Here is a 22,860-nt window from a genome sequence, read left to right as displayed (position 1 = left end):
GCGGGTACGGGACGGCGGCGTGGCCGCCAGTCGGGCCGGAGAGCCTCCGGCAGGCGCGGCGTGATGCCCCGCCGGTGCAGAAGAATAAACAAAAAGGCCCCGCGCTGACGCACGGAGCCTTTTTTATTACATCTTGTATGTAAAAAAGCCCCGGCAATATCTCGGGGCTGGTTTTACGAGGCGCTTTGGTAAGGTATCTCCCTTAATGAATAACCTGGGAGAGGAAAGCGCGGGTACGTTCAGATTTCGGATTGGAGAAGAACTCCTGCGGCGGAGCTTGCTCGACGATCTCGCCCCGATCCATAAAGATCACCCGATCTGCAACAGTACGGGCAAAGCCCATCTCATGCGTTACGCAAAGCATGGTCATACCGTCTTCTGCCAGGCCAATCATGGTATCAAGCACCTCTTTCACCATTTCAGGATCCAGAGCTGATGTCGGCTCATCAAACAGCATGATTTTTGGTTTCATACACAGAGAGCGGGCAATCGCCACACGCTGCTGCTGACCACCCGACAATTGACCGGGGAATTTGTGCGCATGCTCAGCGATACGCACACGCTCCAGGTAATGCATGGCCAGAGCCTCAGCTTCTTTCTTCGGCGTTTTGCGTACCCATATAGGTGCCAGCGTGCAGTTTTGCAGCACGCTTAAGTGAGGGAACAGGTTAAAGTGCTGAAATACCATGCCAACTTCAGTACGCACCCGCTCAATATTTCGCAAATCGTCGTTCAGATGAATGCCGTCTACCACAATACGGCCTTGTTGATGCTCTTCCAGATGATTGATGCAGCGAATGGTCGTGGACTTTCCTGAGCCGGAAGGGCCACAGAGGACGATGCGCTCACGCGGTTTAACATGTAAATTGATATCTTTCAGCACGTGAAACTGTCCGTACCACTTGTTAACGTTCTCGAGTGTAATCATCATCGCGTCGTCAGATTGGGTCATAATTTTTGTCATTTTAAGCCTCAGTGCGGTGCACGTCCGGTGTGGAAACGCTTCTCCAGATACTGGCTATAGCGCGACATGCTAAAACAGAAAATCCAGTAAACCAGTGCGGCAAATACGTAGCCTTCTGTAGACATTCCCAGCCATGCAGGGTCCACGGTGGCTTGCTGCACACTGCTGAACAGGTCAAACAGGCCGATGATGATCACCAGGCTGGTATCTTTAAACAGCGCAATAATGGTGTTAACTAAACCAGGGATAACCATTTTCAGCGCCTGTGGCAGGATAACCAGTCCCTGGGTCTTCCAGTACCCCAGCGCCAGTGACTCCGCCGCCTCATACTGGCCTTTCGGCAAAGCTTGCAGGCCACCACGTACCACTTCCGCCACATAGGCAGACTGGAACAGGATGACGCCAACCAGCGCGCGGATCAGTTTGTCGATACTGCTTCCTTCAGACATAAACAGCGGCAGCATCACCGAGGACATAAAGAGCACGGTAATCAGCGGCACGCCACGCCAGAATTCAATAAAGATGATGCAGAGAGAGCGAACCACCGGCATTGTCGAACGTCGGCCTAAAGCCAGTAAAATCCCAAGCGGCAGCGCGCCTGCAATACCTACCGAAGCAATAATCAGCGTCAGCGTTAATCCGCCCCACTGGCGCGTCTCAACGCGTTCCAGACCGAAGAAACCCCCGTACAGCAAAAACCAGACTATTATCGGGTAGGCCACAACCCAGACGGCAATATAGAGCCCCCGGCGGGGCAGGCTTTTCAGGAACATGGGAACAATCGAAGCGAGGCCAATAATCAATGCCAGATTGATGCGCCAGCGCAGCTCATGTGGATAAAGCCCGTACATAAACTGGCCAAAGCGTGCATGGATAAACACCCAACATGCACCCTCCTTTGTACAGTCTGCACGCGTGGTACCGAACCAGTTAGCCTGGAAAATCAGCCAGTTGAGGGCCGGTGGGATCACCGTCCAGATCACCCACAGACAGAACAGTGTTAGCAGGGTATTACCCCAGCTTGAGAACAGATTTTTTCTTGCCCAGCGGACGGTGCGGGAAACCGCGTTGGTCGGCACCGGCGGGGTTTCATGCGTAGCTAAAGTCATAATGATCCCCTTCCCTTAACGCTCAATCAGACGGATTTTGCGGTTATAAATATTCATTAACAGCGAAATCAACAGGCTGATGATCAGATAGACACCCATGGTAATAGCGATAGTCTCGATTGCCTGACCGGTCTGGTTCAGTACCGTTCCCGCAAACAGCGAGACCATATCGGGATAGCCAATTGCTGCGGCTAGCGAGGAGTTCTTCACAATGTTCAGGTACTGGCTGGTCAGCGGCGGAATAATCACCCGCATAGCCTGCGGAATGATCACCTGGCGCAGCGTAACGGGATTAGGCAAGCCTAACGAACGCGCGGCTTCATGCTGACCATAGGGCACTGACTGGATACCGGAGCGGATCACTTCAGCAATAAATGACGAGGTATAGATTGAGAGCGCCAGCGTCAGAGCCGCCAGCTCAGGGATCAGGGCAAACCCTCCGCGGAAGTTAAAGCCGCGCAGCTGTGGCACATCCCAATGCATGGCTGCGCCAAAGGTAAAGTGCGCAATCAGCGGGAAGAGGATCAGCATCATAACGGTCGCTGGCCAGGTACGGCGCAGTTGTCCCGTTTTCAACTGATATGCCCGGTTATACCGAAACAGGGCCAGGGTTCCTGCTATCGCTAACAGCAAGGCAATCACAAATGGCCAGGTGCCTGGAGCATACTCAGGCCATGGAATATAGAGTCCCCGGTTACTGACGAAAGCTAAATCAAAGGCATTTACGGCCTGACGCGGCCCCGGCAAATTGCGCAATACCGCAAAGTACCAGAAGAAAATCTGTAGCAATGGCGGGATGTTGCGGAAGGTTTCAATGTAGATATTAGAGATTTTGCGCAGCAGCCAGTTGTCTGACAAACGTGCAAGACCAATAAAGAAGCCCAGAAAGGAGGCAAAAACGATACAAAGTGCAGAAACCAGCAGCGTATTAGTTAAACCGACGAGGAATACCCGGGCGTAAGTGTCACCCTCTGTATACTCGATTAAGTGCTGAACAATACCAAAGCCAGCGCTACGTTCAAGGAAGCCAAAACCGGAAGTTATGCCGCGGTTTGCCAGGTTGAGCACGGTATTATGAACCAGATACCCCGCCACACCTAAAACAACGACAATCGCAATGATCTGGTACAGCCAGGCGCGCACCGCAGGATTGCTGAATGAAAAATCCCTTTTTACGGTTGGGCGTTGAGACATGTTAAAACCTCAGTGACGACAATTCTGACGAAGGCGCCAGCGAACCGGCGCCCTGTTAACGGAAGGAATTAACGCACTGGCGGAGCGTACTGAATGCCGCCTTTGTTCCAGAGGGCGTTCTGGCCACGGGCAATTTTCAGCTGGCTGTCTTTGCCGACGTTACGGTCAAAGACTTCCTGATAGTTACCCACCTGTTTAACGATGTTATAGGCCCATTTGTTGTCCAGCTTCAGATCTTTACCGAAGTCCCCTTCAGAACCTAACAGGTGAGCCATATCAGGCGTGGTAGGTTTAGCTGCCATCTGATCAACATTTTTTGAGGTAATCCCCATCTCTTCTGCGTTCAGCATAGCGAACAGAGACCATTTCACGATGGTGAACCAGTCATCATCACCACGACGCACCACAGGCCCCAGCGGTTCTTTAGAAATCACTTCTGGCAGAACGATAAATTCGTTTGGCTTGCCGAGTTTGATACGCAGTGCGTAGAGCTGCGACTGGTCAGAGGCCAGCGTATCGCAGCGGCCGGTATCCAGCGCTTTAGCGGATTCGTCAGAGCGATCGAAGGTGACCGGGGTGTACTGCATATTATTGGCTTTAAAGTAGTCCGCCACGTTCAGCTCTGTATCCGTACCGGCCTGAATGCAAACGGTTGCGCCATCAAGCTCTTTGGCGCTTTTAAGGCCTGCTTTCTGGTGAGTCAGGAAACCGATGCCGTCATAGTAATTTACGCCAGCAAAAATGAAGCCCATGCCGCCATCGCGGGCAGAAGTCCAGGTGGTGTTACGGGAAAGAATGTCCACTTCGCCAGACTGTAGGGCGGTGAAACGCTCTTTTGCCGTCAGAGGGGTATATTTCACTTTATTCGCATCACCAAACACGGCTGCTGCTGCCGCCCGACAAACATCCACGTCGATGCCGCTGAATTTGCCGCTGGCGTCCGCAAAGGAGAAGCCAGGAAGACCATCACTGATACCGCACTGAACAAAGCCTTTCTTTTTAATGGCATCCAGGGTGGTGCCGGCGTGAGCCTGATTCGCAACTGCAAACAGCGAGGCAGCGGCAACCAAAGTGGAGAGCATCATTTTTTTCATAAAGCATCCTGTGTGGCGAAATCGTTTTTATGTTTTACGCACGTTGTGGTGCACTTTTCCTGTCTGTGGCAAGAAGCCATCCACGACACTGCAAAGGTAATGCCAAAATTGCAGAGCCCTGAATTTATTGGAAAGGTTTGCTAATAATTCGAAGCTTCTGGAAAGTTTGCTTAATATCGCGCACTACAGGGGGGCAAAAACAGGTGGGACGGTCACAAATGGTGCAACTTGTTTCACTATATGAAAGCAATGTGAGCGAGAGCGTGGTTTATGTTTCATAATTGTTAAAATTGACCGGGAGGTCCCGCTCAGTAGCGAGCAGGACCACAACGATAACCAGCAGGGATCAATAAAGAGAATTTGCCCCATCCGGGCGGGTTTTAAAGCGGCGATGGAGCCACATGTATTGATTGGGTGCACGCATGATTTCGCGCTCAATGACCTTATTCATATAGGCCGCTGCCTGCTGCTCATCCCCAATAGGGTAATCCTTAAGCTCGGGTTGGATAACCAACTCGTAACCGCTGCCATCCTCATTACGGATCAGGACTACGGTAATCATTGCCGGTTTGGCCATACGGGCAATCATCCACGTTCCGCTGGTGGTAGCGGCTTGTGGAACAGCAAACAGGGGAGCGAAAACGCTGCCCTTAGGGCCATAGTCCTGGTCCGGAGCAAACCAGACGGCTTCGCCCTGTTTCAGCGCCTGAACCATTCCACGCAGATCGCGACGGTTGATCATCGCTTTGTTAGAACGCATACGGCCTTTAGTCTGCACCCACTCCATCAATTTATTATTGTGCGGGCGGTACATCGCCATCATTGGCTGGCAAAGCCCCATCACCCGTCCACCCAGTTCGAGGGACATAAAATGGACGCCAATGATCAGGGCGCCACGGCCTTCTTTCTGCGCCTCTGTAAGGTTATGCAGACCATTGACCGTAAACCAGCGTTTAACCCGGCTGTCCGACCAGAACCAGGCCATGCCTGTTTCTAACAGTCCCATACCCAGAGATTCGAAATTTTTCACAATCCGGGCTTCAAGCTGATCGGCAGGCATATCAGGGAAGCAGAGTTCAAGATTACGGCGAGTAATGCGGATCCGGCGTTTCAGAAAACGCATTGAAGTGCGGCCCATCCAGGTTCCGAGCTTTTGCAGCAGCGGAAAAGGCAGTTGAACCAGCAGATAAAGAAATCCCACTCCTGCCCAGGTTACCCAGTAACGTGGATGCAGTAAGCTGCGGGTGAAACTCGGGGAAGACTTCATAGTTCTCTCTTTTGGCATACTTAGGATATGTAGCGCTGCAAGACGCAGTACATAACTCTGACAACTTTATTGGCAGGAAGTTGAACCTGATGCTTCTGATTTACACATTCAAGACAATTCTGATCGTGCAGAGGATATAAAAAAGGCGCTAACAGTATGGTAGCGCCTCCATCACAATGAACCGAAACTTAGTTCATGCCGTATTTTTTCAGTTTCTTACGCAGTGTACCACGGTTGATGCCCATCATCAGGGCCGCACGGGTCTGGTTGCCACGGGTGTATTGCATCACCATGTCCAACAAAGGCTGTTCTACTTCAGCCAGTACCAGCTCATACAGGTCATTCACATCCTGACCATTCAGTTGAGCAAAATAGTTCTTCAGTGCCTGTTTGACCGAATCACGCAATGGCTTTTGAGTCACCTGATCCTGTGAGTTTACGGTAGATACGGTCAGTACGTCAGAATTTACGCGTTGTTCGAACATAGTTCTGTCAGCTCTTTATTTCTATTAGGCAAGTTTTTCGAAGTATGCTTCCAACGCCTCCAGCTGTTCGCTGGCATCCTCTATGGCGTTGAATGTGCGCCGAAACTGGTCGTTTGGGGCGTGCTCCTGTAGATACCAGGAGACGTGCTTCCGGGCAATACGGTATCCCTTGCGATGACCATAAAAGTCGTGCAGTTCCCGTAGGTGCCCGATGAGCAAGTGCTTAACCTCAGCCAGTGGCATCGGCGCCAGCAGCTCCCCAGTGTCCAGATAATACTGGATTTCCCGGAAGATCCACGGTCTTCCCTGAGCCGCACGTCCTATCATCAGGGCATCTGCCCCCGTATAGTCGAGTACGGCTCTGGCTTTATGCGGGTCAGTGATGTCACCATTCGCGATAACGGGAATAGAGACATTCTGCTTAACTGTCCGAATGCTGTCATATTCAGCTTCACCGTTGAACAAACACGCGCGAGTGCGTCCGTGAATGGTCAGGGCCTGAATACCACAGCGTTCAGCCAATTGGGCAATCTCAACACAATTACGGTTTTCCGGATCCCAGCCGGTACGAATCTTCAGCGTAACGGGGACGTCAACTGCATTCACTACCGCAGAGAGGATAGATTTCACCAACTCTGGGTGTTGCAACAGGGCAGACCCCGCCAGTTTGCGATTCACCTTTTTCGCCGGGCATCCCATATTGATGTCAATAACCTGCGCGCCAGATGCAGCATTAATGCGCGCGGCTTCCGCCATCTCATGAGGGTCACAGCCGGCAATTTGCACGGTACGAATACCGGGCTCATCACTGTGAACCATACGCAACCGGGATTTGTCCGTGGCCCAAACTTCAGGGTTTGATGACAACATCTCAGATACGGTCATACCAGCGCCCATTGCATAACAAAGCGTCCGGAAAGGCCTGTCGGTGATCCCGGCCATTGGTGCTGCAATCAGACGATTACGAAGCTGGTGGTTTCCTATGCGCATGAAAAAAAAGTGACCATAGTGTGTCCGCAAGGCGGCGTATATTACGCATTTTTTAGCGAAGATGAAAGGCCAAACTTTGAACAATCGGGAAGAAAAAGGATGAGAAGAGTATCGTTAAAGAGGGGACAGGATGAAAAGTTATAATTATCATAACTTTAGCGTAAAACGATAAATCTGTGAGCAAGTTTTTCTTTTTTTTGTGACTCACTTAACAACATAAATACCATCACTTAACCCCTTAAACGGAACAACTTATCGCCGGTTGATCAACAAAAGAGAGGGCAGCAGAGCACGTTCTGTCTTGTCGGCGTGAGATTCCGACGACGAAAGGACTATGTAAAGGTGCAGCAGAGGATGAGTGCCTGCTTTTAAACTGCTGGAACTACTCCTGAGCAGGAGCAGCTGATTCTTTCATTACCTGCCAGCGAATACCTTCCGTGCAAGGCGGCATAATCAACGAACCGCTGAAAAGGTCGGAATGCTTGTCTGATGGGGTGAATTCCAGCGGAGCGTCTGGCTGCGATAAGATTTTCATTCTTCCTTGAAATGGCCAGCCCTGTGAGGCTGGCACGGAGATAACTGGCTGAGCAGCAAAGCTATGCTGAATTGAACAGAGACTACTTTTCAGTGGTACTAAAGCAAAAGTGAAATCAGCTCTTAATTTCTGATCCCGGTAATGCGGCACCACTCCTCTTTTTCGGCTACGGCGTCTAAAGTAAAAAGCTCCTGATAGGCTTCACAAACGCTTTCAGCCTGACTGGCCAGTACACCGGAAAGCCCTAAATGGCCCCCTTTCACAGGCAGCACGCTAATCAGCGGAGCCAGTTCACGCAGTGGGCCAGCCAGAATGTTTGCCACTACCACGTCGGCAGTGAGATTTTCAGGCTGCTCATGGGGCAGATAGAGAGAAAGGCGCTCCGAAACGCCGTTGCGCTGGGCGTTATCCCTGCTCGCCTGGATCGCTTGCGGATCGATATCGATCCCGATAGCGCTGGCGGCACCAAGCTTAAGGGCGGCAATGGCAAGGATGCCTGAACCACAACCAAAATCGATCACGGTCTTTCCAGCCAGATCCAGGCCATCAAGCCAGGTGAGGCAGAGTGAAGTTGTGGGATGTGTCCCGGTACCAAAAGCCAGGCCCGGATCCAGCATCACGTTGACCGCATCGGGGTCCGGCACATCACGCCAGCTTGGACAGATCCATAAACGCTGCCCGAAACGCATGGGGTGGAAGTTATCCATCCACTCGCGCTCCCAGTCCTTATCCTCTATCTGCTCAATTTTATGAGCAAAGCCGCTACCCAGCAGCGGGCAAGCCTCAAGGCCAGCGATGACCATTTCCATATCCGTTTCGGCATCAAACAAGCCTATCGCGTCGGTATCGCCCCACAGCAGCGTTTCGCCAGGAAGAGGCTCGAATACCGGGTTATCGTGCGTGTCCTGAAACGTGACCGAGACAGCCCCGTTCTCGATTAGCGCATCGCCCAGCTCTTCTGCCTGGGCGCCGGTGGTGTTAATTTTCATTTGTATCCAGGGCATGGCAATTCTCTTTATCTGACAAAGGTGGAAGTCTGCGCTGAAGGGAGAGACGCAGGACCAAAACGGTTTCCGATGAGGAAGGCGATCAGGCTGATGACCAACGACGGAACGATAGGGTGGAAGCCCCAAAGCTGCAACGAGAAGCTGGCCAGCAGGGTATAGCAGCCGGCGCCAAAGAGCATGCTGCTTAGCGCACCGGATGCATTGGCTTTTTCCCAGTATAACCCCAGCACCAGCGGCCAGAGGAACACGGCTTCAAGGCCGCCGAACGCCAGCAGGTTTAGCCAGATAAGCATCTGCGGCGGATTCCAGGCGGCCAGCAGCAGCAGCAGGCCCAGCACAAGGGTGACAATACCGGACAGGCGTTTCAGCAGAGGCTCGTTATCCATCTGCTGTGGCCGCACCCGCAAATAGAGATCCTTTACGATCGTGGCGGAGGATTGCAGCAGCTGAGCATTGATGGTCGACATAATGGCGGCCATCGGTGCCGCAAGAAAGATCCCGGCAGCTATCGGCGGCAGCACGCGGATCATCAGCGTGGGGATGACCTGGTCAGGGATCGCCAGATCGGGCATCACCGCACGGCCAAGCGCACCAGCGAGATGCATACCAAACATCAGCAGCGTGACGACAATCGTACCGATGATAATTCCGCGATGGACCGCTTTGCTGTCTTTATAGGAGATGCAGCGCACGGCGGTGTGTGGCAGGCCAATCACACCGAAACAGACCAGTACGGAAAAAGAGGCCAGGAAAGTGGGGCTGAGGATATTATCAACGCCGCTGGAAGAGACCAGTTGAGGATCGATCTGCTGGAGTTTTTCTACCGCGCTGTGTACGCCACCGGCGGCATGAATAACGGCAAACAGCAGCAGAAACGTGCCTGCCAGCATTACCATTCCCTGCATGGCATCATTCAGCACGCTGGCTCTGAAGCCGCCAAAGGCGGTATAGAGCGCAATGCTGCCGCCAAAAATAAGCAGGCCCTGATTGTAAGGGATCCCTGCGGCGGTTTCTAACAAACGCGCGCCACCGATAAACTGCACGGTCATTGCGCCAATAAAGGCAATCAGCAGGCTGAGACTGGCAATCCATACCAGCAACGGGCTGTGATAACGCGCGTAAAGCATGTCGTTAAGCGTAACGGCGTTATAACGCCTTGCCAGGATGGCGAACTTCTTCCCCAGGATCCCTAAGGAGAGCCAGACCGCGGGCACCTGCACCATCGAAAGCAGCACCCAGCCAAGACCATATTTGTAAGCCGCACCAGGCCCGCCGATAAAGGAGCTGGCGCTGATATAGGTCGTGGCCAGCGTCATCGCCAGCACAAAGCCCCCCATTGACCGGCTCCCCAGGAAATATTCATTCAGGAAGTTGCCTTCGCGGCGTTTGCGCATGGCAAAAACAGAGAGGCCGGCAACCAGCAGCAGATAAGCAATCAGAGGCAGGATGATTTCAAGTTTCACTTTTCATCTTCCAGAGGAATGTCACGAAATACCAGCCTGATCATCAGCCAGCAGAGCAGAATAAACAGTATGGGAACCAGCAGGCAGGCCATTTCAAACCAGTGCGGTAAGCCGGTAATGCCGGGAAGATCGTCCGACAGCCAGCTCGACGCGGCCCAGGCCGCAAGATAAGCCACGGCGAGCCAGAATGACCAGCGAGCCTCACGATGAGCCTGAACGAAACGCTTGTCCATGTTTCACCTCACCTTACAAACGCAAAGAAAAAGGCCGGTCAGACCGGCCTTTATTCAGAACATCAGGCTAATCAGGTTTCCTGAAGGCCGAGTTTTTTCTCCAGATAGTGGATGTTGGTGCCACCCTGCTGGAAATTCTCGTCATTCATGATCTTCATCTGCAGCTCAACGTTCACTTTGATGCCATCAATGATCAGCTCCGCCAGCGCATTTTTCATGCGGGCGATAGCCACATCACGGTTTTCACCGTAAGTGATCAGTTTACCAATCATGGAGTCATAATACGGCGGCACGGTATAACCAGCGTAGATATGAGACTCCCAGCGCACGCCAAAACCACCTGGCGCATGGAAGCGCGTGATTTTGCCAGGGCTTGGCAGGAAAGTGTTTGGATCTTCGGCATTGATACGGCATTCCACCGCATGGCCGCGGATCACCACATCTTCCTGCTTGATGGAGAGAGGCTGACCGGCAGCAATACGCAGCTGCTCTTTGATCAGATCAACGCCGGTGATCATCTCGGTAACCGGATGCTCAACCTGAATACGGGTGTTCATCTCAATAAAGTAGAACTCGCCGTTTTCGTACAGGAACTCAAAAGTCCCTGCACCGCGGTAGCCGATCTCGATACAGGCTTTAGAGCAGCGTTCGCCAATAAAGCGGCGCATCTCTTCAGTGATGCCTGGCGCAGGCGCTTCTTCCACAACCTTCTGGTGGCGGCGCTGCATAGAGCAGTCACGTTCAGCCAGATAGATGGCGTTGCCCTGACCGTCAGCCAGTACCTGAATCTCAATGTGGCGCGGATTCTCCAGGTACTTCTCCATATAGACCATATCGTTGTTGAAAGCCGCTTTGGCTTCCGCACGGGTCATATTGATGGATTGTTCCAGGTCTTTATCGTTGCGCACAACGCGCATACCACGACCGCCGCCGCCGCCCGACGCCTTAATGATTACCGGATAGCCGATACGCTTGGCGAAGGCACGGTTTTTTTCCATGTCATCCGTCAGCGAACCATCAGAGCCGGGTACGGTTGGTACGCCCGCTTTTTTCATGGCGTTGATGGCAGAGACTTTGTCTCCCATCAGGCGAATGGTTTCCGCTTTAGGGCCAATGAAAATAAAACCAGAACGCTCAACCTGCTCGGCAAAGTCCGCATTTTCGGACAGGAAGCCATAACCCGGGTGGATAGCCACCGCACCAGTTATCTCGGCTGCGGAGATAAGAGCAGGGATGTTAAGATAGCTTTTCACTGACTGGGCAGGACCAATACAAACGGTTTCATCTGCCAGCAGCACATGTTTCAGATCGCGGTCCGCGCTTGAATGCACGGCAACAGTTTTAATGCCCAGCTCTTTGCAGGCACGCAAAATGCGCAGCGCGATTTCACCGCGGTTAGCTATTACAATTTTATCCAGCATGGTTCGCCTCGTTATTCGATGACTACCAGCGGCTCGTCAAATTCAACGGGTTGGCCGCTTTCAACCAGGATCGCTTTCACAACGCCGGATTTATCGGCTTCGATCTGGTTCATCATTTTCATCGCTTCTACGATGCACAGAGTGTCACCAGCGTTGACTTTCTGACCCACTTCCACAAACGCTTTAGCGTCCGGGCTGGGGGTGCGGTAGAAAGTGCCAACCATTGGGGAACGTACGATGTGGCCACTGATCTCTGCAGCTGCCGGAGCTTCCATAACAGGTGCAGTTGCCGGTGCAACGGCGTTAGCCAGCGCAGGCTGCTGCATCATTGGCGCAGCATAGTGCTGCATCATTGGGTAGCCAGGATTTGCCGGTGAACGACTGATACGAACAGACTCTTCGCCTTCAGAAATTTCCAGTTCAGAGATGCCTGATTCTTCAACCAGTTCAATCAGTTTTTTTATCTTACGAATATCCATGAGTGTGGTTCCGTACTCTGTTTAATTAGATTGTGACAGACGTTTTACCGCCGTCTGTAAAGCCCAGGAATAACCGTCGACACCAAGTCCACAGATTACACCGGCAGCAATATCAGAAAGATAAGAATGATGGCGAAACGGCTCGCGAGCATGCACATTCGACAGGTGAACTTCAATGAATGGAATGCTAACGGCCAGCAGGGCATCCCGCAGCGCTACGCTGGTATGGGTAAATGCCGCCGGGTTAATGACGATATAATCGACATTGCCTTTTGCCTCATGAATGCGGTCAATTAACGCATATTCCGCATTGGACTGGAGATGACTCAGCTTCACGTTGAGCGCGTCAGCTTGCGATGACATATCACTGACGATCTCTGCCAGGGTCGTTTTCCCATACTTTTCTGGCTCACGCGTGCCGAGAAGGTTAAGGTTGGGACCGTTTAAGAGCAGTATGTGAAACTTATCAGCCATTGTGCTGCTATCTCCCGCGATAATTGAGGCATCGCACAAAATACATGGGGAAACGCCGTTTGTCACCTTTCATGGTGAAAATCGGGCCTCATGCAGGTGTAAAGTCGGGCATTATAACGATTTCGTGGCAATTCGCAGCTAAATACTGGTCGTATCAGCGAAGATTATCAACCGCCTGTCGCACAGGAGAGGCGGTTGACTACAGGATTTGCGGAGCGGCACACACTCTTACGGGAACCTTAACGCAGCCACTGGCGGAATTTTTTGTACCGACATGCCAGCAGGATGGCCGCAATAAGCGCATAAATCCACGGTTGCGGCGAGAATGTCTTAACCGACCAGAGATAGTGAATGGGCGCCAGGATCAGCACCAGATAGACGCCATTATGCAGAGTTTGCCAGCGTTTACCTAGCTTGCGCTGTGCTTTCTGGAAGGAGGTGAGCGCCAGAGCCAGCAGCACCAGCCAGCTGATAATGCCTAATGTCAGGTAAGGCCGGGAGATCAGCTCCGAACCTAACAGCCCTAAATTACTGATCCCCAACTCCAGTACCGAGTAGCTCACCAGATGCAGCGTGGCCCAGGCAAAGCACCACAACCCCAGCAGCCGACGCACACGAATCAGCAAAGGCTGCTTTCCATAGCGGGCCAGAGGCGCGATCAACAAGCTGCCGAGCAGAAATTTCAACGCCATCCGCCCGGTAAAATGCTGAATATCTTTTGCTGGATCGGCGCTGAACCACCCCTGGTCGATCGATAACAGTAACCACAGCAGCGGCAAAAAGCCGGCAAGATGCAGTGCCACCTTCAGGCCAGTAATCTGTTTAGCTGTCAGACGAACCACTAGAAATTCTCCCGCAGATCCAGCCCACGATATAACGAGGCTACCTGCTCGCCATAACCATTAAAGAGTAAGGTTTGCTGGCGTTGTACATCCAGAATGCCGCCAGATCCGATAAAGCGCTCGGTGGCCTGTGACCAGCGTGGGTGATCGACATGCGGGTTAACATTGCCGTAAAACCCATATTCATTTGAAGCGAGCTGATTCCAGGTCGTTGGCGGCATATCCCTGACCAGAGTAATTTTCACAATGGATTTGATGCCTTTAAAGCCATACTTCCAGGGCACAGTCAGGCGAATCGGTGCGCCGTTTTGCGGCGGTAACGCTTTACCATAGACGCCGGTAGAAAGCAGAGTCAGCGGATGCATAGCCTCATCCAGCCGCAGCCCTTCCACATAGGGATAATCGATCCCGCCGCCGATAAACCTGTCCTTCTGGCCTGGCATCTGATCGGGCGCATAAATGGTCTGGAAAGCCACATAGCGGGCATTACTGTTTGGTTCGGCTGCTTTCAGCAGTTTTCCCAGCTCGAAACCAACCCACGGGATAACCATTGACCAGGCTTCTACGCAGCGCATGCGGTAGATGCGCTGTTCAAGAGGGAAGCGCTTGTAGATATCCTCCATTGACAGGGTCATGGGTTTGGCCACTTCGCCACCAATTTCGATCTTCCAGTCATCGGTTTTCAACGTCCCGGCATTAGCTGCCGGATCGGCTTTATCCAAACCAAATTCATAGAAATTATTGTAACCCGAGACTTTATCTGCGGGCGTCAGCGCCAGGTCAGCCTGATACTGTGCAGGTTTGGTAAAATCAAGGGGCTTACCGGCTGGGGCAGCAGGACGGTCGTTACCTTTAAACCAGGAAAGGACGTCAGCGCGGGCAGTCGCAGGCAGGGACAACGCTGCGGCACTGATGCCCAACGTTTTCAGCAGCTCACGCCGGCGCGTGTTAAAAATGCCTTCCGGCGTGACATCGCTTTCAGTGAGTTTATCAACAGGTTTCATCGGGCGGCCTCCAAAGGCGCGGTCTTATCTTACCTTGAGCATGACGAAAGAGCCGGATTTGCGCGAATTCAGAACAAAAAATGTGAAATTTCCTGGAAGGCCCTCCTTCCCTTTCTTACTGCGGAAGGAGGAGAGGGGACTAACGGATTTTCACCAGCGTGCGGCCGGTAATCGCATTGTTTAACAGTTTAGCGGCGTATTCCGGCACTTCGGCAAGGGCGATTTCCCGCGAGGCCTGCTGATAGAAGGTGTCCGGCAGCGTTTTCACCAGACGTTTCCAGGCTTCTTTTCTGCGGGCCGCAGGCGTGCTGACGGAATCAACCCCCTGAAGGCGAACGTTACGCAGAATAAAAGGCATCACTGTGGTGGGTAAAGCAAAGCCACCAGCCAGTCCACAAGCCGCTACCACACCGGAATAGTGCATTTGTGCCAGCACGGTAGCCAGTATGCCGCCGCCGGCTGTATCTATCGCCCCTGCCCAGCGTTGCTTATCCAGCGGTCGGGCTTCTCCACTGAAGGCGCTACGCGGAAGTATTTCAGTGGCGCCCAGCGATTTCAGATACTCATGCGTTGTTTCGCGTCCGCTCACCGCGACCACGCGATAGCCCAGCGCGCTTAACAAGGCGACGGCGGTGCTGCCAACGCCTCCGCTTGCGCCGGTGACTAACACTTCACCACTTTCAGGCGTAATGCCACCCTCTTCGAGCGCCATTACGCAAAGCATAGCGGTGAAGCCGGCGGTGCCGACAATCATCGCTTTGCGGCCATCCAGCCCTTCCGGCAGGGGAACCAGCCAGTCAGCTTTAACCCGCGCCTGGTCGGCAAGCCCGCCCCAGTGATTTTCGCCCACGCCCCAACCCGTCAGTAAAACGGCCTGGCCTGAATGAAAACGCGGATCTTCGCTGTGGTGCACTTTTCCGGCAAAATCTATGCCGGGTACCATCGGAAACTCGCGGATAATTTTCCCTTTGCCGGTGATGGCCAGCGCATCTTTATAGTTCAGGCTTGACCAGTCGATATCCACCGTGACTTCGCCCGCGGGCAGCGCATCAGCGTCCAGCGTCTTAATGGCGGCGAGAGTCTTGCCTTGCGATTGTTCAAGGATCAATGCTTGCATGAGAATCTCCTGAAAAATGGGACCAGAAAATAGTATTAAATTCTTACATCACTATACTCCCGATAAGGGAGAGTAAACTGATTACCAGCAACTAATGACCTTACAGCACGTGATAATTTCTCGGGCGGCCCGCAGAGCGGGATGGAGATAACGCTATGCTGCTGCCTGAAAACGCTAATGCCGTTATTCAGCAGCAGTCAATGGACACAGGGATGCGATTAACCACCAAACTTTCGACGATGATTACCCTATTGAGCGCACTGGCGATGTTATTAATGCTGGTGGGCTGCGTTATCAGCTTTTTTTACCTGAGTACCCAGCGCGCGGAACACCGGCTGGAAGTGATGGCCGGAGATGTGGATACGGCGCTGGCGTCAGAGTCTCCCGAGCAGGTCGGGCAGTGGTTGAGCAGAGTGATGGGGCCGCTGCAAGTCGTCCGGCTGGAACTGAAAGAGGGGGAGAATACCCGACTCACTATCGCGCATCATCAGGAACCGGTTCTGGATGATGAGCCTAATCAGTATCGTTTCACCGTTCTGCCGCTGCAAAATAACTCCCGTTACTCCCTTAACATTCAGTGGGTTGATTCCACCAAAACCTGGCTGAAGTCATTTATTGGCGCCTCCATCCTCAGCGTGCTGGTGACCGTAGTGGCGATCATGACCGCCATCCTGTTTGTCACTCATCGCTGGTTAAACCGTCAGCTTGAGGGCATGGAGCGCCTTGAATTCAGGGCTGGAAATATTGTTAAGGGTGAAAGAGAGACGGTAAAGGCGGGATCTGTTCATGAGTGGCCACCGAAAGCCAGCAGCGCAATCGACCTGCTGCTGGCCGATCTTCAGGAAGCAGGAGAGCAGCGCTCGCGTCTTGATACCTTGATCCGGGCTTTTGCTGCACAGGATGCAAAGACGGGTCTTAGCAACCGCCTCTTTTTCGATAATCAGCTGGCTACCATGCTGGAAGATACCGAGACGGGCGGCGTCCACGGCATGGTGATGATGATCCGTCTGCCAGACTTCGATACCTTGCGGGATAACTGGGGACACAACCAGACCAAAGATTACCTTTATGCGTTGGTGAATCTGCTTTCAACCTTCGTATTACGCTACCCTGGCGCGCTGTTGGCCCGCTATTTCCGCAGTGATTTTGCCGTGCTGCTTCCACACCGTAGCCTGAAGGATGCTGACAGCATCGCTTCGCAGCTGATCAAAGCTGTTGACGCGCTTCCCCCCACCCGAATGTTGGATCGTGAAGATATGATCCATATCGGCATTAGCGCCTGGCACAGCGGGCAGGCTACGCAACAGGTAATGGAGAATGTGGAGCTGGCTACGCGTCATGCGGCTTTGCTGGGGGGCAATAACTGGTCACTGGGTGAAGCGCCGCAGCAGGAATTTGCCCGTGGCAGCGTCAAATGGCGCACGCTACTGGAAAATACGCTACAGCGGGGTGGGCCAAGACTCTATCAGAAGCCCGCCGTAAGACGGGATGGCTCGGTCCATCATCGGGAGTTAATGCCGAGGATCTTTGATGGCGAGAAAGAGCTGCTCTCAGCGGAATATTTGCCCTTTATCCAGCAGTTGGGTATGGCCGAAGGATATGACCGTCTGCTGGTGACGCGGATTATGGCGCTGCTGGCTCTCTGGCCGGAAGAGACGCTGACCATTCCGCTTACCGTTGACGCTCTGTTGCAGCGGCCTTTCCAGATATGGCTCCGGGATATGCTGCTGCAATGCACTAAATTACAAAGAAAACGCATTTTATTTGAACTTGCTGAAGCAGATGTGTGTCAACACATCAGCCGTTTGGGTTCTGCCTTTCGACTGCTGAAGGGTTTTGGCTGTCGGATTGCGGTTAATCAGGCCGGGTTAACGGTAGTGAGCACGGCCTATATCCGACAGTTCGAAGTGGAGCTGATCAAACTGCATCCGGCACTGGTCAGGAATATTGAGCGCCGCACCGAGAATCAGCTCTTTGTCAGGAGTTTGTTAGAGAGTTGTACCAGGACATCCACTCAGGTTTTTGCTGCGGGCGTCCGTACCCGAACCGAGTGGCAAGTCCTTATGGAACTAGGCGTGGCGGGTGGTCAGGGGGAATTTGTTGCGTCTTCACAACCGCTTGACAGCCGCGTGAAAAAATATTCGCAAAGATATCAAGTTTAATCTGCCGTTGTGCTGGAATTCACGTAGAATACCCGCGCGGCTGTGGTGCCGGCATGGGGCTTCTGGTCTGCCAGTAACCCGAAACATGGTAAATATTATGTACGTTATGTCCTTTTGTCAGCCCTGAATACTGCGTGCAAGGCCTGAGTCAGGCTGATTGATTCGCCCCTATTTAAACGACTGACGAAGAAGTGAGATAGCGTGATTTTTCACCGAAGTAGAACGTTTTTGCGCCTTGTCGCTGCTTCGTGTGGTTGGTAAAGTAAGCGGATTTTATTATCCGCCCCCAGCTTGCAGGATTATCCTTTAGTATGTTTAAAAAATTCCGTGGCATGTTTTCCAACGACTTGTCCATCGACCTGGGTACAGCCAATACCCTGATTTATGTGAAAGGGCAGGGCATCGTTCTGAATGAGCCTTCTGTCGTTGCTATCCGTCAGGATCGTGCCGGCTCCCCAAAGAGCGTTGCGGCAGTCGGTCATGAGGCCAAACAGATGCTGGGACGTACTCCCGGCAATATCGCTGCTATCCGGCCAATGAAAGATGGCGTGATCGCCGACTTCTTCGTTACCGAGAAGATGCTGCAACACTTCATCAAACAGGTTCACAGCAACAGCTTTATGCGCCCAAGTCCGCGCGTGCTGGTGTGCGTGCCTGTTGGCGCAACGCAGGTGGAACGTCGTGCTATCCGTGAATCCGCGCAGGGTGCGGGCGCTCGTGAAGTCTTCCTGATTGAAGAGCCAATGGCTGCGGCTATTGGTGCCGGTCTGCCGGTCTCTGAAGCAACCGGTTCAATGGTTGTCGACATCGGCGGCGGTACCACAGAAGTGGCAGTGATCTCCCTGAACGGCGTGGTTTACTCCTCCTCCGTTCGTATTGGTGGCGATCGCTTTGATGAAGCTATTATTAATTATGTGCGCCGTAACTACGGTTCATTGATTGGTGAAGCAACCGCTGAGCGCATCAAACATGAAATCGGCTCGGCCTATCCGGGCGATGAAGTGCGTGAGATTGAAGTCCGTGGGCGTAACCTGGCTGAAGGTGTGCCGCGCGGCTTTACGCTGAACTCCAACGAGATCCTGGAAGCGCTTCAGGAGCCGCTGACCGGTATCGTCAGCGCAGTGATGGTTGCGCTGGAACAGTGTCCGCCGGAACTGGCATCTGACATTTCCGAACGCGGTATGGTTCTGACCGGCGGGGGCGCGCTGCTGCGTAACCTCGATCGTCTGCTGATGGAAGAGACCGGTATCCCGGTTGTGGTGGCAGAAGATCCGCTGACCTGCGTTGCACGCGGTGGCGGTAAAGCGTTGGAAATGATCGACATGCACGGCGGCGATTTGTTCAGCGAAGAATAATTTGCCTCAGGGAGTGCGGACGCGCGCTGTTCCGTACTCCTTTTTTAAGATGTCGAGGAATACGCCGAGTTTATGAAGCCGATCTTCAGCAGGGGGCCTTCCCTGCAGTTACGCTTATTTTTAGCGGTTATTGTGGCTATAGGCGTGATCATCGCCGACAGTCGTATGGGCGCTTTCAGCCAGATACGCACCTATATGGATACGGCGGTCAGCCCATTCTATTTTTTGGCCAACGGGCCACGTCAAATTCTGGACAGTGTTTCTGAAACACTGGCCTCCCGCCAGCAGCTGGAGCTTGAAAATAAAGGGTTACAGCGCGAGCTGATGCTGAAAAACAGTGAACTGCAAATGTTGGGTCAGTTCAAGCAGGAAAATGCCCGCCTTCGTGAACTGCTGGGTTCGCCGCTGCGTCAGGATGAGCATAAGATGGTCACCCAGGTCATCTCTACCGGCACCGATCCTTACACCGACCAGGTTGTCATTGATAAAGGCAGCGTCAACGGTGTGTATGAAGGTCAGCCAGTTATCAGCGATAAAGGCGTAGTAGGGCAGGTGGTTGCCGTTGGCAAAATCACCAGCCGCGTGATGCTGATCTGTGACTCCTCCCATGCGCTACCGATTCAGGTACTGAGAAATGACATCCGGGTGATTGCCGCCGGTAACGGCTGCACTGAAGATTTGCAGCTTGAGCATCTGCCGGGTAACACCGATATCCGCGATGGTGACGTGCTGGTGACCTCAGGCCTGGGGGGTCGTTTCCCGGAAGGTTATCCTGTAGGGGTCGTCTCCTCGGTGAAGCTGGATACGCAGCGTGCTTATACCGTGATTCAGGCACGGCCAATGGCTGGCTTGCAGCGCCTTCGCTATCTGCTTCTGCTGTGGGGTGCCGATCGTAACGGCACCATGCCAATGGCGCCAAACGAAGTGCATCGGGTGGCTAACGAGCGGCTGATGCAGATGATGCCGCAGGTGCTGCCTGCTGCCAGCGAGATGGTAGGGCCGCCCGCGCCGGGACAAACGGTTGTCACGCCGCCTGCTGCGCAGGGGCAACCCGCCGCTCAGAGCGTTGCGCCCGCCTCCTCTGCGGAGCAACGGGCGCGCGGAGGCCAACCGTGAGCAGTTATCGCAGCCACGGACGTTGGGTTATCTGGCTGTCGTTCCTCGTCGCACTGGTTTTGCAAATAATGCCCTGGCCTGAGCAACTGTATATGTTCAGGCCCTCCTGGCTGCTTCTGATTTTGATTTACTGGACGCTGGCTCTGCCGCACCGCGTGAATGTCGGCACGGGCTTCGTGATGGGATCTATAATGGATCTTATCTCTGGCTCAACGCTGGGCGTGCGGGCGTTAGCGCTCAGTATTGTGGCTTACCTGGTAGCGTTCAAATTCCAACTATTCCGTAACCTTGCGCTCTGGCAGCAGGCACTGATGGTGATGGTGCTCTCCCTGGCAATGGACGTTATTGTATTCTGGGCTGAATTTTTAGTGATAAACGTCTCGTTCCGGCCGGAAATTTTCTGGAGCAGTGTGATAGACGGTATCCTCTGGCCCTGGCTCTTCTTGCTGATGAGAAAAATACGCCGCCAGTTTGCCGTTCAATAAGGAAGATTATGATATCCCTTTATCTGGCCTCTGGTTCTCCCCGTCGTCGCGAGCTGCTTACCCAGCTTGGCCTGCGCTTTGAACGCCTCTCCACTGAAGTTGAAGAACAAAAACGACCCGATGAACGGGCGGAAGCCTATGTGCGCCGCCTGGCGCGTGAAAAAGCTCAGGCGGGCGTCGTCGTTGCCAAACGGGATTTGCCGGTGCTGGGTGCAGACACCATTGTCGTGCTCAACGATGCCGTGCTGGAAAAGCCGGTAAATGAGGCAGCCGCTACAGAGATGCTGACGAAACTCTCTGGGCAGACGCATCTGGTGATGACAGCGGTAGCCCTGGCAGACAGTAAAGCCTGCCTTGACTGCCTTGTGGTGACCGAAGTTACTTTTCGCACCCTGACGACGGAAGATATTGCCGCCTATATCGCCAGCGGTGAACCGATGGATAAGGCTGGCGCGTACGGTATTCAGGGGTTAGGGGGCAATTTTGTCCGTAAAATTAATGGAAGCTATCACGCCGTCGTTGGTCTGCCGCTGGTTGAAACGGCCGAGCTGCTGAGCCACTTTCAGTCACTGCGTGAAGTAAGGGAGCAACATGACCGCTGAACTGCTGGTAAATATTACGCCTTCGGAAACGCGGGTTGCCTATATTGATGGCGGCATCCTGCAAGAGATCCACATTGAACGCGAAGCGCGCCGTGGCATTGTCGGCAATATCTACAAAGGGCGCGTAAGCCGCGTGCTGCCTGGTATGCAGGCGGCCTTTGTTGATATCGGGCTGGAAAAAGCCGCGTTTCTGCACGCCTCCGACATCATGCCGCACACTGAATGCGTGGCGGGTGATGAGAAAAAGAATTTCACAGTGCGTGATATTTCCGAACTTGTCCGCCAGGGGCAGGATCTGGTGGTGCAGGTGGTGAAAGATCCGCTGGGCACTAAAGGGGCGCGTCTGACTACCGATATCACGCTGCCGTCGCGCTATCTGGTATTTATGCCCGGTGCTTCACACGTCGGCGTGTCGCAACGGATAGAGAGTGAAGCCGAGCGCGACCGCCTGAAGAAAGTGGTCTCTTCCTACTGCGATGAGCTGGGCGGCTATATCATTCGCACCGCCGCCGAAGGCGTAGGGGAAGTTGAGCTGGCTTCCGATGCTGCTTTTCTCAAACGACTGTGGACAAAAGTTATTGAGCGACGGAAACGCAACCAGACCCGCTGCCGTCTGTATGGCGAGGTGGCGCTGTCGCAGCGAATTCTGCGTGATTTTGCTGGCGCAGCCCTCGACCGCATCCGTATTGACTCGCGCCTGACCTATGAACATCTCGTCGAGTTTACCAGCGAATATATCCCGGAAATGACCGACAAGCTGGAGCTTTATACCGGCAAGCAGCCGATCTTCGATCTGTTTGATGTGGAAAACGAAATTCAACGCTCGCTGGATCGTAAGGTGGAGCTGAAGTCTGGTGGTTACCTGATCATCGATCAAACGGAAGCGATGACCACTGTCGATATAAATACCGGCGCCTTTGTTGGTCACCGCAACCTCGACGAAACCATCTTTAATACCAATATTGAAGCCACCCAGGCGATAGCCCGTCAGCTGCGGCTGCGTAATCTGGGGGGCATTATCATCATCGACTTTATCGATATGACCAATGAGGATCACCGACGGCGGGTACTGCACTCCCTGGAGCAGGCGCTGAGCAAGGATCGGGTAAAAACCGGCATTAACGGTTTCTCGCAGCTTGGGCTGGTGGAGATGACACGCAAGCGGACGCGGGAAAGTATTGAACACGTACTGTGCCAGGACTGCCCGGTCTGCAAGGGACGCGGCACGTTAAAAACGGTTGAAACCGTTTGTTATGAAATCATGCGTGAAATTGTTCGTGTGCATCATGCCTATGATTCGGACCGCTTCCTGGTTTACGTATCACCAGCCGTGGGCGAAGCGTTGAAGGCTGACGAATCGCATGCGCTGGCCGAAGTGGAAATATTTGTCGGCAAGCAGGTCAAAGTTCAGGTCGAACCGCTCTATACTCAGGAGCAATTTGACGTGGTCATGATGTGACAA

General features: G+C 53.3%; 23 protein-coding genes. 6 read left to right on the top strand and 17 right to left on the bottom strand.

Annotated features, from left to right (window positions below; genetic code table 11):
* Nucleotides 1–202 precede the first annotated feature (202 nt).
* The 17 genes from AAH450_RS19390 to acuI all read right to left on the bottom strand — a co-directional run bounded on the left by AAH450_RS19390 (nt 203) and on the right by acuI (nt 15,678).
* Complete coding sequence (locus AAH450_RS19390; protein WP_342911676.1) at nt 203–964, bottom strand: amino acid ABC transporter ATP-binding protein; 762 nt, start codon at nt 962–964, stop codon at nt 203–205.
* An 8-nt stretch (nt 965–972) separates the two neighbouring features.
* Nucleotides 973–2,073, bottom strand: a complete 1,101-nt coding sequence (locus AAH450_RS19385; protein WP_342911675.1) for an amino acid ABC transporter permease — start codon at nt 2,071–2,073, stop codon at nt 973–975.
* A gap of 15 nt (nt 2,074–2,088) precedes the next feature.
* On the bottom strand, nt 2,089–3,267 hold the full coding sequence (locus AAH450_RS19380) for an amino acid ABC transporter permease (RefSeq protein ID WP_342911674.1): 1,179 nt from the start codon (nt 3,265–3,267) through the stop codon (nt 2,089–2,091).
* Nucleotides 3,268–3,335: 68 nt separating this feature from the next.
* Nucleotides 3,336–4,361 carry an amino acid ABC transporter substrate-binding protein gene (locus tag AAH450_RS19375; protein ID WP_342911673.1) on the bottom strand — a complete coding sequence of 342 codons (1,026 nt, stop codon included), beginning with the start codon at nt 4,359–4,361 and terminating at the stop codon, nt 3,336–3,338.
* Between the two features lie 346 nt (nt 4,362–4,707).
* Complete coding sequence (gene lpxP / locus AAH450_RS19370) at nt 4,708–5,628, bottom strand: kdo(2)-lipid IV(A) palmitoleoyltransferase (RefSeq protein ID WP_342911672.1); 921 nt, start codon at nt 5,626–5,628, stop codon at nt 4,708–4,710.
* A gap of 188 nt (nt 5,629–5,816) precedes the next feature.
* The gene (gene fis / locus AAH450_RS19365; protein WP_000462905.1) at nt 5,817–6,113 is read right to left on the bottom strand and encodes a DNA-binding transcriptional regulator Fis; all 297 of its coding nucleotides are present in this window, start codon (nt 6,111–6,113) and stop codon (nt 5,817–5,819) included.
* A gap of 24 nt (nt 6,114–6,137) precedes the next feature.
* Nucleotides 6,138–7,103, bottom strand: coding sequence for a tRNA dihydrouridine synthase DusB (dusB, locus tag AAH450_RS19360; RefSeq protein ID WP_412916697.1), 966 nt, complete (start codon nt 7,101–7,103; stop codon nt 6,138–6,140).
* 382 nt (nt 7,104–7,485) lie between these two features.
* Nucleotides 7,486–7,638 carry a hypothetical protein gene (locus tag AAH450_RS19355; protein ID WP_342911671.1) on the bottom strand — a complete coding sequence of 51 codons (153 nt, stop codon included), beginning with the start codon at nt 7,636–7,638 and terminating at the stop codon, nt 7,486–7,488.
* A gap of 122 nt (nt 7,639–7,760) precedes the next feature.
* The gene (prmA, locus tag AAH450_RS19350) at nt 7,761–8,642 is read right to left on the bottom strand and encodes a 50S ribosomal protein L11 methyltransferase (protein ID WP_342911670.1); all 882 of its coding nucleotides are present in this window, start codon (nt 8,640–8,642) and stop codon (nt 7,761–7,763) included.
* 11 nt (nt 8,643–8,653) lie between these two features.
* Nucleotides 8,654–10,108: a sodium/pantothenate symporter gene (gene panF / locus AAH450_RS19345; RefSeq protein ID WP_342911669.1), complete on the bottom strand. Its 1,455-nt coding sequence runs from the start codon at nt 10,106–10,108 to the stop codon at nt 8,654–8,656.
* Nucleotides 10,105–10,341 carry a YhdT family protein gene (locus tag AAH450_RS19340; RefSeq protein WP_342911668.1) on the bottom strand — a complete coding sequence of 79 codons (237 nt, stop codon included), beginning with the start codon at nt 10,339–10,341 and terminating at the stop codon, nt 10,105–10,107. Before AAH450_RS19340 ends, panF begins: the two co-directional genes overlap by 4 nt.
* A gap of 71 nt (nt 10,342–10,412) precedes the next feature.
* On the bottom strand, nt 10,413–11,762 hold the full coding sequence (gene accC, locus AAH450_RS19335) for an acetyl-CoA carboxylase biotin carboxylase subunit (protein ID WP_342911667.1): 1,350 nt from the start codon (nt 11,760–11,762) through the stop codon (nt 10,413–10,415).
* An 11-nt stretch (nt 11,763–11,773) separates the two neighbouring features.
* Nucleotides 11,774–12,241, bottom strand: a complete 468-nt coding sequence (gene accB, locus AAH450_RS19330; RefSeq protein ID WP_318791512.1) for an acetyl-CoA carboxylase biotin carboxyl carrier protein — start codon at nt 12,239–12,241, stop codon at nt 11,774–11,776.
* 21 nt (nt 12,242–12,262) lie between these two features.
* Nucleotides 12,263–12,715, bottom strand: a complete 453-nt coding sequence (aroQ, locus tag AAH450_RS19325) for a type II 3-dehydroquinate dehydratase (protein WP_318791513.1) — start codon at nt 12,713–12,715, stop codon at nt 12,263–12,265.
* Between the two features lie 239 nt (nt 12,716–12,954).
* Nucleotides 12,955–13,557 (bottom strand): protein-methionine-sulfoxide reductase heme-binding subunit MsrQ, encoded by a 603-nt coding sequence (gene msrQ / locus AAH450_RS19320; protein WP_342911666.1) that lies wholly within the window; start codon nt 13,555–13,557, stop codon nt 12,955–12,957.
* Complete coding sequence (gene msrP / locus AAH450_RS19315; protein ID WP_342911665.1) at nt 13,557–14,561, bottom strand: protein-methionine-sulfoxide reductase catalytic subunit MsrP; 1,005 nt, start codon at nt 14,559–14,561, stop codon at nt 13,557–13,559. Before msrP ends, msrQ begins: the two co-directional genes overlap by 1 nt.
* Nucleotides 14,562–14,700: 139 nt before the next feature.
* Nucleotides 14,701–15,678, bottom strand: a complete 978-nt coding sequence (gene acuI, locus AAH450_RS19310) for an acrylyl-CoA reductase (NADPH) (RefSeq protein WP_342911664.1) — start codon at nt 15,676–15,678, stop codon at nt 14,701–14,703.
* Between the two features lie 212 nt (nt 15,679–15,890).
* Here acuI and csrD point away from each other — a divergent pair, with 212 nt between their 5' ends.
* The 6 genes from csrD to rng all read left to right on the top strand — a co-directional run bounded on the left by csrD (nt 15,891) and on the right by rng (nt 22,857).
* On the top strand, nt 15,891–17,840 hold the full coding sequence (gene csrD, locus AAH450_RS19305; RefSeq protein ID WP_342911678.1) for an RNase E specificity factor CsrD: 1,950 nt from the start codon (nt 15,891–15,893) through the stop codon (nt 17,838–17,840).
* Between the two features lie 311 nt (nt 17,841–18,151).
* Nucleotides 18,152–19,195, top strand: a complete 1,044-nt coding sequence (gene mreB, locus AAH450_RS19300; RefSeq protein ID WP_004385136.1) for a rod shape-determining protein MreB — start codon at nt 18,152–18,154, stop codon at nt 19,193–19,195.
* A gap of 72 nt (nt 19,196–19,267) precedes the next feature.
* Nucleotides 19,268–20,311 (top strand): rod shape-determining protein MreC, encoded by a 1,044-nt coding sequence (gene mreC, locus AAH450_RS19295; protein WP_342911663.1) that lies wholly within the window; start codon nt 19,268–19,270, stop codon nt 20,309–20,311.
* A complete protein-coding gene (mreD, locus tag AAH450_RS19290; protein ID WP_342911662.1) occupies nt 20,308–20,796 on the top strand; it encodes a rod shape-determining protein MreD in 489 nt (162 codons plus the stop codon). Before mreC ends, mreD begins: the two co-directional genes overlap by 4 nt.
* Nucleotides 20,797–20,804: 8 nt before the next feature.
* Entirely contained in the window at nt 20,805–21,398 is a 594-nt protein-coding gene (locus AAH450_RS19285; RefSeq protein WP_342911661.1) for a Maf family protein, read from the top strand.
* Nucleotides 21,388–22,857: a ribonuclease G gene (rng, locus tag AAH450_RS19280; RefSeq protein WP_342911660.1), complete on the top strand. Its 1,470-nt coding sequence runs from the start codon at nt 21,388–21,390 to the stop codon at nt 22,855–22,857. Before AAH450_RS19285 ends, rng begins: the two co-directional genes overlap by 11 nt.
* Nucleotides 22,858–22,860: the final 3 nt, after the last annotated feature.

This window comes from Erwinia magellanica (assembly GCF_039023495.1).
Taxonomy (GTDB): domain Bacteria; phylum Pseudomonadota; class Gammaproteobacteria; order Enterobacterales; family Enterobacteriaceae; genus Erwinia.
Note: the sequence above shows the minus strand (reverse complement) of the source record. Positions and strands in the feature narration are given on the sequence as shown.